This window comes from Arthrobacter sp. UYP4, assembly GCF_057291175.1.
In genome coordinates, this window is sequence record NZ_JBXAVU010000001.1 from 728,436 (window position 1) to 740,203 (window position 11,768).

At 70.3% G+C, this 11,768-nt stretch carries 14 protein-coding genes; 7 read left to right on the forward strand and 7 right to left on the reverse strand.

Annotated features, from left to right (window positions below; all coding sequences use genetic code 11):
- On the reverse strand, window positions 1-567 hold the full coding sequence (locus AC0Z9V_RS03420; RefSeq protein WP_133080708.1) for a YceD family protein: 567 nt from the start codon (window positions 565-567) through the stop codon (window positions 1-3).
- Window positions 568-682: 115 nt separating this feature from the next.
- On the opposite strand from AC0Z9V_RS03420, the gene AC0Z9V_RS03425 reads away from it, so the two are divergent.
- Complete coding sequence (locus AC0Z9V_RS03425) at window positions 683-1,279, forward strand: YdcF family protein (protein WP_133080709.1); 597 nt, start codon at window positions 683-685, stop codon at window positions 1,277-1,279.
- A 12-nt stretch (window positions 1,280-1,291) separates the two neighbouring features.
- Here AC0Z9V_RS03425 and coaD read toward each other — a convergent pair whose 3' ends face one another.
- Window positions 1,292-1,756, reverse strand: a complete 465-nt coding sequence (coaD, locus tag AC0Z9V_RS03430; protein WP_133080710.1) for a pantetheine-phosphate adenylyltransferase — start codon at window positions 1,754-1,756, stop codon at window positions 1,292-1,294.
- A 111-nt stretch (window positions 1,757-1,867) separates the two neighbouring features.
- Here coaD and AC0Z9V_RS03435 point away from each other — a divergent pair, with 111 nt between their 5' ends.
- From AC0Z9V_RS03435 to AC0Z9V_RS03460, 6 genes are all read left to right on the forward strand, one after another.
- The gene (locus AC0Z9V_RS03435) at window positions 1,868-3,103 is read left to right on the forward strand and encodes an aminotransferase class I/II-fold pyridoxal phosphate-dependent enzyme (RefSeq protein ID WP_485140696.1); all 1,236 of its coding nucleotides are present in this window, start codon (window positions 1,868-1,870) and stop codon (window positions 3,101-3,103) included.
- Window positions 3,100-3,912 carry a spermidine synthase gene (locus tag AC0Z9V_RS03440; protein ID WP_485140697.1) on the forward strand — a complete coding sequence of 271 codons (813 nt, stop codon included), beginning with the start codon at window positions 3,100-3,102 and terminating at the stop codon, window positions 3,910-3,912. The genes AC0Z9V_RS03435 and AC0Z9V_RS03440 overlap by 4 nt, the downstream gene beginning before the upstream one ends.
- Before the next feature lie 162 nt (window positions 3,913-4,074).
- Entirely contained in the window at window positions 4,075-4,422 is a 348-nt protein-coding gene (locus AC0Z9V_RS03445) for a hypothetical protein (protein WP_485140698.1), read from the forward strand.
- Between the two features lie 108 nt (window positions 4,423-4,530).
- A complete protein-coding gene (ctaD, locus tag AC0Z9V_RS03450) occupies window positions 4,531-6,207 on the forward strand; it encodes an aa3-type cytochrome oxidase subunit I (protein ID WP_485141272.1) in 1,677 nt (558 codons plus the stop codon).
- A 150-nt stretch (window positions 6,208-6,357) separates the two neighbouring features.
- A complete protein-coding gene (locus AC0Z9V_RS03455) occupies window positions 6,358-6,960 on the forward strand; it encodes a hypothetical protein (RefSeq protein ID WP_485140699.1) in 603 nt (200 codons plus the stop codon).
- 127 nt (window positions 6,961-7,087) lie between these two features.
- Entirely contained in the window at window positions 7,088-7,840 is a 753-nt protein-coding gene (locus tag AC0Z9V_RS03460) for a YcnI family copper-binding membrane protein (RefSeq protein ID WP_485140700.1), read from the forward strand.
- A gap of 101 nt (window positions 7,841-7,941) precedes the next feature.
- Here the strand turns inward: AC0Z9V_RS03460 and rsmD are convergent, their stop codons facing one another.
- Genes rsmD through AC0Z9V_RS03485 form a run of 5 tightly spaced genes read right to left on the reverse strand, consistent with a single transcriptional unit; the run spans window position 7,942 to window position 11,758 of the window.
- Window positions 7,942-8,562 (reverse strand): 16S rRNA (guanine(966)-N(2))-methyltransferase RsmD, encoded by a 621-nt coding sequence (rsmD, locus tag AC0Z9V_RS03465; protein ID WP_485140701.1) that lies wholly within the window; start codon window positions 8,560-8,562, stop codon window positions 7,942-7,944.
- Between the two features lie 45 nt (window positions 8,563-8,607).
- Window positions 8,608-9,651, reverse strand: coding sequence for a sulfate/molybdate ABC transporter ATP-binding protein (locus AC0Z9V_RS03470; protein ID WP_208739499.1), 1,044 nt, complete (start codon window positions 9,649-9,651; stop codon window positions 8,608-8,610).
- On the reverse strand, window positions 9,648-10,481 hold the full coding sequence (locus AC0Z9V_RS03475) for an ABC transporter permease (RefSeq protein WP_485140702.1): 834 nt from the start codon (window positions 10,479-10,481) through the stop codon (window positions 9,648-9,650). Before AC0Z9V_RS03475 ends, AC0Z9V_RS03470 begins: the two co-directional genes overlap by 4 nt.
- A 42-nt stretch (window positions 10,482-10,523) precedes the next feature.
- Window positions 10,524-11,354 (reverse strand): molybdate ABC transporter substrate-binding protein, encoded by an 831-nt coding sequence (gene modA, locus AC0Z9V_RS03480; RefSeq protein WP_485140703.1) that lies wholly within the window; start codon window positions 11,352-11,354, stop codon window positions 10,524-10,526.
- Window positions 11,354-11,758 (reverse strand): TOBE domain-containing protein, encoded by a 405-nt coding sequence (locus AC0Z9V_RS03485; protein WP_459268112.1) that lies wholly within the window; start codon window positions 11,756-11,758, stop codon window positions 11,354-11,356. Before AC0Z9V_RS03485 ends, modA begins: the two co-directional genes overlap by 1 nt.
- Window positions 11,759-11,768: the final 10 nt, after the last annotated feature.

The window sequence follows — 11,768 nt, forward strand, 5'->3', positions numbered from 1 at the left end:
CTAACTCTCTTCTCTCTCGTCTGACTCTGACTTGGTTGCCGCGTCGTTACCGGCGGCGGTGCCCGTCAGCCCTGCGAGGGCTGACCAGCGAGGGTCCAAAACTTCATGGTGGTGGTCCGGATCGTCATTGAGCTGCGCTCCGCATTCGGAGCACAGACCCTTGCAATCCTCCCGGCACACCGGCTGGAATGGCAGCGACGTAACCACTGCATCCCTCAGCACGGGTTCCAGATCGACCGAATCGTTCTCCACCCTGTGCTGATCTTCTTCCTCTTCCACCGACAGCGACTCGGAGTCGCTGTAGAAGAAGAGCTCCTGGACGTCCACCTCACGGTCGAACCGCAGGGGCTCCAGGCAACGGCCGCACTCGCCGGTTACCTCGACGTTTGCCGTACCCGACACCAGGATTCCCTCGTGCACCGATTCGAAACGCAGGTCCAGTTCCATCTCGGAACCCTCCTGCACGCCGATCAGCGCAACGCCGAAATCCTTCGGTGCCGGTACATGTTCTTCCACTGTCCGCATGCTTCCCGGACTGCGTCCGAGATCCTTGACGCTGAAAGTCAAAGGCGAACTGAGATCGCTGTTGATGATGACTCCTGTAGAACATATGACCGACGTACCATCCTAGCCCGATGAGGCGGGCAGTCCCAAAACGGGCGGACCCGTCTACGCTCGGACGATGACGTCCGATCCCCGCCCGGCACCGGCTGACCCGCGTCGCCGTCGGGCGGTCCGCGCCCTGCGGACAGCGGCCGGGATCGCCACCGCCTGTCTCCTCGCGTGGCTGATCCTCGCCTATGTGCTGTTCTACAACCCTCCGCTGCGGACGGTCGGGACGGCCGATGCGGTGGTGGTGCTGGCCGGAGCCGCGGGCGAGAGGCTGCCCGCGGGCCAGCGGCTGATCGAGCGCGGCGTCGCCGACGAACTCGTGCTCTCCTCGACGGGGCTGCCGGGCAACTCCGCGGCCGATGCCCTGTGCGCCGCGGAGTTACCAGGCACGACCTGCTTCCGTTCGGATCCCCTGACCACGAGGGGCGAGGCGCGTGCGATCGCCGCGCTCGCCCGCGACCGCGGCTGGGACAGGATCGTCGTCGTCACCTCGACCTACCACGTGACTCGCGCCTCCACGAACATCTCCCAGTGCTCCGAGGCCGACGTCACCATGGCCGAATCGACGCCGGACCTCGACGCCCTGGAGTGGCTCGGACGGTTCGTCGAGGAGACCACGGCACTGGCCGCCGCCCTGGCCCGCCCGGCGTGCGCTCGACCGGTCTGAGGCCCCGCCGGATCAGTGCAGGGAACGGTAGACGGCGTCCGGAACGAACGGACGGACGTCGCCGCCCAGGGACGCGACCTCCTTCAGCAGCGTGGAGGAGACATGGGCGAACGTCGTACCGGTGGGGACGAAGACGGTCTCGACGTCGGTCAGGTGGCGGTTCATGGTCGCCATGGGGAGTTCGTAGTCGAAGTCGAGCCCTGATCGCAGCCCTTTGACGAGTGCCGCCGCGCCGTGCTCCCTGCAGAAGTCGGCGACGAGGCCGGGGCCCATGGGCAGCACTGTCACGCCGGGCAGGTGCGCGAGGCCGTCGCGGCAGAAGGCGATGCGCTCGTCGACGTCGAACCGGTACTTCTTGGCGTAGTTGGTCGACACGGCGACAATCACCTCGTCGAACAACCGGGCGGCACGACCGATGACCTCGATGTGTCCGTTGTGGAGGGGGTCGAACGATCCGGGGCAGACGGCGCGGCTCATGCCCCCACGGTACCCAGTCCTCCCCACCTGCGCGCACACCCCGCCCCCCGGCATACCGCGGAGGGCACGGCGGTCTGCGGCCGGACGCGCGGGACCGGCGATACTGGTGTCATGACCACAGACGCGCGGGCGGCAGCCATTCCGACCAGCAGTACGGCACCCTGGACGAGGGCCGCGCGCGGTGCGAACCTGCTCGGCGGCGACGGCACCCTCGGCATCACCATCTTCGAGGAGGTGACGGCGCTCGCCCAGCAGCACTCGGCGATCAACCTCGGACAGGGGTTCCCGGACGAGGACGGTCCACGCGAGATCCTCGACGCGGCCCGTGCCGCGATCGCCGACGGCGCCAACCAGTACGCACCCGGTCAGGGCCTCGCCGTCCTGCGCCATGCCATCGCCGCACACCAGGAACGCTTCTACGGACTGCACATCGATCCGCAGACCGAGGTGATCGTCAGCACGGGCGCCACGGAGTCGATCGCGGCGGCGATCCTCGCCTTCGCCGGTCCGGGCGACGAGGTGCTGACCTTCGAACCCTTCTACGACTCCTACGGGGCCGTCATCGGGCTCTCGGGCGCCACCCACACCACCGCTCCGCTGAACGCTCCGGACTTCCAGCCGGACGCGGCAAGCCTGGAGGCCGCGTTCAACGAGCGCACGCGGATCGTCGTGGTGAACAATCCGCACAACCCGACCGGCAGCGTCCTCGCCCGGCCGGCGCTCGAGCTCATCGTGCGGCTGGCGGAACGCCACGGTGCCATCATCGTGACGGACGAGGTGTACGAGCACCTGACCTTCGGTGTGCCGCACGTCCCCATCGCCTCGCTGCCCGGGGCGGCGGAACGCACCCTCACGATCTCCTCCGCGGGCAAGACCTTCTCGGTCACGGGCTGGAAGGTGGGCTGGCTCAGCGGACCCGCCGACCTCGTGGCGCAGGTCCGTACCGTGAAGACCTTCCTGACCTACACCTCGGGAACACCGTTCCAGGGAGCCGTCGCCCTCGGGCTGGGGCTGCCCGAGGAGTTCTTCACCTCCGCCGCGGCCATGCTGCGGAAGAAGCGGGACCTGCTCGGCGAGGGCCTCCGTGCCGCCGGGTTCGAGGTCTTCGAGCCGGAGGGCACGTTCTTCACGATGGTCGACGTCGCGCCGCTGGGTATCGACGACGCCACGGACCTGGCACGGCGCCTGCCGTCCCTGATCGGGGTCGCGGCGATCCCCGTGGCGATGTTCTGCCACGAGGAGGGTGCCCGGCGTACGCGCTCGATGCTGCGGTTCGCGTTCTGCAAGCGGTTCGACGTCATCGAGGAGGGCGCACTGCGCCTCGCGACCCTGCGGGAGCGCGTGTGAGCACGGCTCCCGGCACGGACGAAGAGTTCGAGGTCCCCACGCGCTGGCTTCCCGGCGCGGGTGCCTACGCCGAGATCGACGAGGACGCATACATCGACGGCGCGCTCATCCTCAGCATCGGAGGGGCGCAGCAGTCGCATGTCGACGTGCACCACCCGGAACGGGTGTTCTACGAGTACCTGCGTCGCGTGGCGGCGGTTCTCGACCTGGTCAAGCCACCGGGCGCTCCGCTGCGGATCCTGCACCTGGGCGCGGGAGCCCTGACCCTCGTCCGGTACGTCCAGGCGACGCGTCCGGGATCCGTGCAGGTCGCCGTCGACCTGGAAGCAGAACTGGTCGACTTCGTCCTCGATGCCATGCCGCTGGCCGAGGGCACGGTGTGCGAGGTCGTCGTCGGCGACGCCGCCGACGCCGTGCTCGAGCAGCCGGATGCGGCCTTCGACGCCGTGGTGCTGGACATCTTCGCGGGGGCCGACGCCCCCGCCCATCTCACCAGCCCGGATTTCGCCGCGCACCTCCTGAGGGTCTGCGCCGACGACGGCGTGGTCCTCGTCAACGTCGGCGACGACCCGCCGCTCGCCTTCGCCCGCGCGCAGAGCAGGCAGCTCTCCGCCCTGGCCACCGCGACGGCCGTCCTCACCGAGGCGGGCATGGTCGGCGGTGCGAGCGCCGGGAACGTCATCATCGCGGCACGCAGGACGCCGTGGCCGGAGTCCTGGACCTCGGCCCTGCGTGCCGCGGGTCCGCACCCCGCCGCCGTCCTCGTCGACGCCGAGCGGGCGGCGTTCGAGCAGCCGATGGGCCGGTAGCTCCGCCCCGACCCTTCCGACCCTGGTGTTCAGCACGCCATGGTCGCCCGGCGCAGTGCTTGTCAAGCACCATTCTTCCGCGCCCGGGTCCGACAGCTCCTCCTAGCCTTAAAGGGCTTGAGCAGCCGGGCATCGAGGACCGCTCTTCGGAGGACCTGGGCCATGAGCCACACATTGCGCATCACCGTCCGCCTGGACATCGACCTCCGCTGGGCACGCATGGAAGTGCGAGGGTGCCTCACGGAGGAGAACTGCCGGGCTCTCCTGCCCATCGTCCGCCGTAGCTTCCGCATCCTGCAGGAGCCGAACGTCGTGATCGATGCGAGCAGCGCGCAGCACATCGAGATCGCGGGAATCGAGGCGCTCGAACGCCTCGGGATCAGCGGCCTGGAAGCCCAGCCCGTCGTCGGCGATTCCGCCGGCTCGTGCTCGCTGATCGTGCCCGAGGTCCTCCCCTCGTGCCCCTCCCGGTTCCCGCGCCCGCACGGGAGCCACCGCTTCGCCGCATGAACCTCCCCCATCCCTACCCGGCAGGAGCGGACCGTGACCGCTGAATACGCAGATTCGACCCTTGCAGCGACGCCGGCGGCAACGCCCGGAACCCGGTCCCCCGGCCGGATCTTCCTCGAGTGGATGACGACCACCGACCACAAGACGATCGGCTACCTCTACATCATCACGTCGTTCGTGTGGTTCTCCCTGAGCGGCGTCGAGGCCCTGCTGATCCGGGCGGAACTCTTCGCACCGGGCATGCAGATCCTGCAGACCAAGGAGCAGTACAACCAGCTGTTCACGATGCACGGCACGATCATGCTGCTCCTCTTCGCGACACCGCTGTTCGCAGGCTTCGCGAACGTCATCATGCCGCTGCAGATCGGCGCACCCGATGTCGCCTTCCCCCGGCTCAACGCCCTGGCCTACTACTTCTACCTCTTCGGCGGGATCATCGTCGGTCTCGGCATCTTCACCCCGCAGGGCAGCGCAGGGTTCGGCTGGACCGCCTACCCGCCCCTCGCGAACGTCAGCTTCTCCCCCAGCATCGGTGGGGACCTGTGGGTCTTCGGGCTCGCCCTGGCCGGCTTCGGCACCATCCTCGGCTCGGTCAACTTCGTCACGACGATCATCTGCATGCGCGTCCCTGGCATGACCATGTGGCGCATGCCGATCTTCACCTGGAACACCCTGATCACCTCGATCCTCGTCCTGATGGCCTTCCCCGTCCTGGCCGCCGCCCTGTTCGCCCTCGGCGCGGACCGCCGCTTCGGCGCGCACATCTTCGACCCGGAGAACGGCGGGGCGATCATGTGGCAGCACCTCTTCTGGTTCTTCGGCCATCCCGAGGTGTACATCATCGCGCTGCCGTTCTTCGGCATCGTCTCGGAGATCTTCCCGGTGTTCAGCCGCAAGCCGATCTTCGGCTACAAGGGCCTGGTCTTCGCGACGATCGCGATCGCCGCGCTCTCCGTGACGGTCTGGGCACACCACATGTACGTCACCGGAGCCGTCCTGCTGCCGTTCTTCGCCTTCACGACCATGCTCATCGCCGTTCCGACGGGCGTGAAGGTCTTCAACTGGATCGGCACCATGTGGCGGGGATCGCTGACCTTCGAGACGCCGATGCTCTGGAGCCTCGGCTTCCTCGTGACCTTCATCTTCGGCGGTCTGACCGGCGTGATCCTGGCCTCGCCGCCGCTGGACTTCCACGTCTCGGACACCTACTTCGTGGTCGCGCACTTCCACTACGTGGTCTTCGGCACCGTGGTGTTCGCGATGTTCGCCGGCTTCTACTTCTGGTGGCCCAAGTTCACCGGGACCATGCTCAACGAGCGGTGGGGGAAGATCCACTTCTGGATGCTGTTCCTCGGCTTCCACGCCACGTTCCTCATCCAGCACTGGCTCGGCGTCCAGGGCATGCCCCGCCGGTACGCAGACTACCTGCCCGAGGACAGCTTCACGGGCATGCACCAGTTCTCCACCATCGGCTCCTTCCTCCTCGGCGCGTCCATCATCCCGTTCTTCTGGAACGTGTACATCACCTGGCGTAAGGGCAAGAAGGTCGACGTCGACGATCCGTGGGGCTTCGGTGCCTCGCTGGAGTGGGCGACCTCCTGCCCGCCGCCGCGCCACAACTTCACCTCCATCCCCCGGATCCGCTCGGAGCGTCCCGCCCTGGATCTCCACCACCCCGAACTGGTGGCGCGATTCAACGAGACCAGCCACTCACCTGCCGCCGGCGCGCTCGGTGCGGCGGACATGGGCGAGCAGGATCCCCGCCAGCCGAACCCGAAGAACTAGGAGGAGCGCAGCGGCTCCCGTGCCCATCCACGGGACCGCCCCGCGCGAAGTACTGGCATGGAAGCCGGCGTGTCGACGGTAGCCTGAGATGGAGCCGCTGAATCCAGCGCGGCTTCCACGACTGCGCGGAGCGACGGGAAGGAGGGACGGGTGCCTGCAACGAGCCTGACCTACGTCCGGTCCGTGATCCTCGTCTCGCTGATCCTCTCGGTCTCCTCGGCGTCCCACGTCCTGGCGTCGGGGCACCTGCCCGCCCCCGGGGTGATGCTGCTGCTCGCAGTCCTCCTCCTCGCGCCCGCGACGCTGCTCGCCCGGCGGGCGCTCTCCGTCCGGCCCGCCCTCCTGGCGATGGGAGGCGGGCAGTTCCTGCTGCACCACGTCTTCGCGCTGACCTCCGTCCCGGCGGTCTGCCAGAGCTCCTCGACGATGCCGGACCACCACGCCGCCTTCGAGCTCGCCTGCTCCACGGTGGCGCCGACCGGAATGGCCGGTGCGGTCGGCACTCCCGCCATGGTCGTCCTGCACGCGATAGCCACCGTGGTCCTGGCCCTCGCGGTCGCGCGGAGCGACCGGGCGGTCACGCTCCTCCTGGCCTGGCTACGGCCCCTGCTGACCCTGCCCTCCGTCACTTCCCCGGTGCCGGCGACGCCCCGTGCCGTGACCGACGTGCCGCATCCCGTCGCGCCGCTGTCCGTGCACGCCTCCGTGCCGACCCTGCGCGGTCCGCCGCGTCCGTCGCCGCTGCCCGCCTGAACCGGCCCGTCCTGACAGGGACCGGGGTACGTTGGCGGGCCTTCCCGATGCACCCTTCCCACTTCCCTGCTGCCCCGCGCGATCCCGCTGTCGCGGACGTGGAGCAGCATCCCCGAAAGGCATTTCCATGACTTCCCACCCCAGGCGTACCGTCACCACCGGAGCCGTCGCCCTCACCACTGCCGGTCTGATGGCCCTCGGCCTCGGCGCGGCGAGCGCCCACGTGACCGTGGCGCCGGCGTCCACCACGGAGAACGGCTATGCGCAGCTCACCTTCAGCGTGCCCAACGAATCGGAGACCGCGGCGACGAACAAGCTCGAGGTGCAGCTGCCCACCGACGAGCCCTTCACGTCCGTGCGCGTCAAGCCGGTCGAGGGGTGGACGGCGGAGGTGGTGACCGGCGCCCTGCCGGAGCCGGTGACCACCTCCGACGGCGCGACCATCACGGAGGCTCCCCTGTCCGTCGTGTGGACGGCGGAGGCGGGCGCCGAGATCTCGCAGCAGGAGTACCAGACGTTCTCGATCTCGGTGGGGCGCCTGCCCGAGGCGGGATCCACGGTGCTGCTCCCGACCTCCCAGTCCTACACGGACGGTGACGTCGTCGCATGGGACCAGGAGACCGTCGAGGGCGCCGAGGAACCCGACAAGCCGGCGCCCTCGTTCGTGACCACAGCCGCCGTCGAGGGTGACGCCCACGGCGGGTCCCACAATGCGGCCGAGGTGACCCCGGAGGCGTCCGCCGAGGCGATCGACGCGGAGCAGACGGCGTCCAGCACGCCGGGGTCGACGTCGGCCGTCGGCTGGGCGGGCCTCATCGCCGGCCTGCTCGGACTCGCCGCCGGCGTCACCGCCCTGCTGAGGACACGACGCCGGGCCTAGCCCACGGCAGAAGGCGCCGTGCCGGAGGACCGGCACGGCGCCTTCTGCGCTCTGCGCCTTTCTGCGCCCGGCACTATCTGCGCCCGCGCGAGGGAGAGCTGCTAGTCGGCGGAGGCTTCCCCGGCGGAGTCGCCATCCGACTCCACCTCGGACTCCACGACGGGCTCCAGGAACCACAGGCGTGTCTCCCCGTACTTCTTGTCCGAGAAGCGTTCGAGCCACGCGGGCCACGCCGGTTCCGGGGTCCGCGCCGATCGCTCGACGACGACGACGGCACCCTCCGCAAGGCGCGTCTCGAGGGCAGCGAGGACGGCGACCACGCCGTCCTCACGCACCGTGTAGGGCGGATCCATCAGGACGAGGTCCCAGGTCAGTTCGGGGGCCACCCGATCGAGGTAGGTCTCGACCTTCGTGCGGTGCACGCGGACGGCCGTCCAGCCGAGGACGCGGTTCACGAGGTCGGCGTTCCGCTGGGCGACCGCGGCGGCCCGGTCGGCGGATTCGACGAGGTCCACGGAGGCGGCGCCGCGGCTCGCACTCTCCACCCCGAGCGAGCCCGAACCGGCATAGAGGTCCAGGACGTGCGCCCCGTGCACCACGCCGTAGGACTCGAGGCTCGAGAACAGCGCTTCCTTCACGCGGTCCGTCGTCGGCCGCGTGCCGTTTCCGTCGACGCTGGTGAGCGTCGTGCCGCCTGCGGCTCCTGAGATGATGCGCGTCATGCCTCCGACTCTATCGCCGGTCGGGGCACGGCGCGGACCGCCGTCCTACACCGGATAGACGGTTGCGTCCTCATGCCGGAAGCCGAGGAACACCGGCACGCCGGGGGCCATGCCGAGTGCCACGACGGCGGCGGGGGCGACGTCGGCCGCCAGCCCGGCGGCGTGCACGCGCACGTGGTCGCCGCGGTGCTCGACGTCGTCGATCTCCGCTCCGACGGAGCTGAAGCCCTGCCCGCTCTCCGCCCTGCGGGACACGGCCACATCCGCCGGACGGACCGTGAGGGCGAGGCGCGCCCCGACCGGTGCGTGTTCGGCCAGCGGCACCTCCAGCCCGTTGGCCGCCCTGAATCCCGCGGGAGTCGCCTGTCCTTCCACGAGGTTCAGTCCGGCCAGCCGGGCACCGAAGGGCGTGACGGGTCGCGTGAGCACGTGCGCCGTGGCGCCGGCTTCGACGATCCTGCCGTCCTCGAGGATGAGCACGCGGTCGGCGAGCAGGAAGGCGTCGAGCGGATCGTGGGTCACGATGATCGCGGAGCGGTCCGCGAGGACGTCCCGCAGGAGGGTGCGGAGGGCGGGGGCCACGGTGACGTCGAGGGCGGCGAGCGGCTCGTCCAGCAGGAGGAGCGACGGATCGGCGGCGAGCGCACGCGCGACGGCGACGCGTTGTGCCTGTCCACCGGACAGCTGGGACGGCCTGCGGGACGCGAGCTCGCCCATCCCGACGCGGTCGAGCCAGTCCCGGGCCGTGGACCGGGCCGCCGCCCGGTGCTGTCCGCGGCTGCGCGGACCGAAGGCCACGTTCTCCAGTGCCGTGAGGTGGGGGAACAGCAGGGCCTCCTGCGCGAGGAGTGAGACGCCACGGTGGCGGGGTTCGGTGAGGACGCTCCGGCGGGCGGTGACGTCGAAGAGGACCTTCCCGTCGAGCTCCGCGCGGCCCTCCGCCGGCGCCAGGAGCCCCGCGACGAGCGTGAGCAGCGTCGACTTCCCCGCCCCGTTGGGCCCGAGGACGGCGAGGGTCTCCCCCGGGGCGAGGTCGAAGGCGACGTCGAAACTGCGCTCCGGGAGCAGGGCCCTGAAGGTGAGGCTCATGGCCGTGCCGTGGCCGGTGCGCGGAAGGGCAACGGTCCTGCCGCCCCGTCGAGGGGCCTCACACGGTGCGCGACACCCACCACGGCGACGGCGACGAGCACGAGGATGAGGGAGAGCGCGACGGCGGCGTCCGGGTCCGTCTCACGCTGTAGGTAGACCTCCAGCGGCAGCGTCCTCGTGGTCCCCTGGAGGCTGCCCGCGAAGGTCAGCGTCGCTCCGAACTCTCCGAGCGCCCGCGCGAAGGACAGCACGGACCCCGAGATCAGTGCGGGCAGCACGAGGGGCAGCGTGATCCGCCGGAGCACCGTCCACCGTCCGGCGCCGAGGGTCGCTCCGACGGCCTCGTAGCGCGTACCGACCGAGCGGAGCGCCCCCTCGAGGCTGAGGACGAGGAACGGCAGGGCCACGAAGGCCTGCGACATCACGACCGCCGTCGTCGAGAAGGCGACGTCGATCCCGAGGACGTCCAGGCTGCTCCCGAGCAGCCCGCGCCGGCCGAAGGTGTACAGCAGGGCGATGCCGCCGACGACCGGTGGGAGGACCAGGGGCAGCAGCACGAGGGACCGGAGGACCTGCTGTCCGCGGAACGAGGTCCGGGCGAGGACGAGCGCCATCGGCACGCCGAAGACGATGCACAGGGCCGTCGCGGTGAGGGAGGTCCGCAGGCTGAGCAGCAGGGCCGCCTCGGCGCTCTCGGAGGTGACGAGGGGGATGAACCGGGGCCAGTCGACCCGGAGCGCCATGGCCGCGAGCGGGACGACGACGAACAGACCGCCGATGACAGCGATCAGCACCACCCAGCGGGGAAGGGCCGCCGTCGTCCTCACCACTGTGCCTCCCATGGCTGGACCGACAGCGAATCAGGGGGCGGGTCAGGGCGCACCGAAACCCGCTGCCCCGAGGACGGCCCGGCCGTCCGGACCGGCCACGAAGTCGACGAACGCCTGCGCCGTCGCGGGGTCCGCCGCATCGGAGAGGGCCGCGACGGGATAGGTGGTGATGGCGTCGGAGGCCTCGGGGACGTCGATGCCGAGGACCGTGTCTCCTGCCGCCCGGATGTCGGTGGCATAGACGAGGCCGGCGTCCGCCTCACCGGAGGCCACCTTCCCGAGGACGTCCGTGACGGACGATTCCTCGCTGACAGGGTCCAGGTCGATGCCTGCGGCCTCCTCGATCCTTGCCGCAGCCGCTCCGCACGGGACCTGTTCCGCGCAGACGACCGTCTTCACGCCCGGGCGGGCTGCGTCGGCGAGCGAGGCGATGTCGGCGGGGTTGTCGGACGGGACGGCCAGCCGGAGCGTGTTGGTGGCGATATCGACCGCCGTCCCGCGCAGCAGGCCCGCGGCCTCGACCCGGTCCATGCTCGCGGTGTCGGCCGGGGCGAAGACGTCCGCGGGAGCACCCTCGATGATCTGCGTGACGAGATCGGACGAACCGGCGACGTTGAGCCGGACGTCCGCGCCCGGGTGCGCCTCCTCGAACCGGGCCGCGAGGTCGGTGAAGGACGCCCGCAACGAGGCTGCGGCGAAGACCGTCACGCTGCCGTCGGCCGCTCCGTCCGGTCCCCCGGCATCCCCGGCCGGCGCGCCGGACGAGCCGCAGGCGGCGGTGAACAGGAGGACGGCGACCGGCACGACGGCGGATCGGGCGACGGATCGCGGGGCGGCGCGCCGGCGCGGGGCCGGGGCCGGTCGCGGCATCATCAGGCCTTCCCGCCAGGGGTCTCGATGATCACGGTGGTGGCCTTGACCACGGCGATGGCGATGGAGCCCTGCTCCAGTCCGAGGTCGCGGACGGCCTCGCTGCTCATCAGCGACACCACGCGGTGCTGCCCGCACTGGAGCTCCACCTGCGCCATGACGGTGTCCATCACGATGTCGGTGACGATGCCGACGAACCGGTTGCGGGCGGAACGCCCGATGTCCGAGGGGTCCCCGGGCAGGACGGCGTTCCGGCGTGCGAGCCGGGCCAGTTCCAGCGCGTCGACCACGGCCCTTCCCGAGGAGTCCCTGGCGCTTCCGAGGATGCCGCCGTCGATCCATCGGCGGACGGTGTCGTCGCTGACGCCCAGGAAGCGAGCGGCGTCACCGATCCGTATCTGCGTCATGGAAAGGATG

Excerpts from the sequence above, each read along its gene's own strand:
- AC0Z9V_RS03470 (WP_208739499.1), bottom strand. The coding sequence starts at position 9,651 with ATGAGCCTCACCTTCAGGGCCCTGCTCCCGGAGCGCAGTTTCGACGTC.
- AC0Z9V_RS03485 (WP_459268112.1), bottom strand. The coding sequence starts at position 11,758 with ATGACGCAGATACGGATCGGTGACGCCGCTCGCTTCCTGGGCGTCAGC.
- AC0Z9V_RS03460 (WP_485140700.1), top strand. The coding sequence starts at position 7,088 with ATGACTTCCCACCCCAGGCGTACCGTCACCACCGGAGCCGTCGCCCTC.
- modA (WP_485140703.1), bottom strand. The coding sequence starts at position 11,354 with ATGATGCCGCGACCGGCCCCGGCCCCGCGCCGGCGCGCCGCCCCGCGA.
- rsmD (WP_485140701.1), bottom strand. The coding sequence starts at position 8,562 with ATGACGCGCATCATCTCAGGAGCCGCAGGCGGCACGACGCTCACCAGC.
- AC0Z9V_RS03445 (WP_485140698.1), top strand. The coding sequence starts at position 4,075 with ATGAGCCACACATTGCGCATCACCGTCCGCCTGGACATCGACCTCCGC.
- AC0Z9V_RS03435 (WP_485140696.1), top strand. The coding sequence starts at position 1,868 with ATGACCACAGACGCGCGGGCGGCAGCCATTCCGACCAGCAGTACGGCA.
- coaD (WP_133080710.1), bottom strand. The coding sequence starts at position 1,756 with ATGAGCCGCGCCGTCTGCCCCGGATCGTTCGACCCCCTCCACAACGGA.
- AC0Z9V_RS03425 (WP_133080709.1), top strand. The coding sequence starts at position 683 with ATGACGTCCGATCCCCGCCCGGCACCGGCTGACCCGCGTCGCCGTCGG.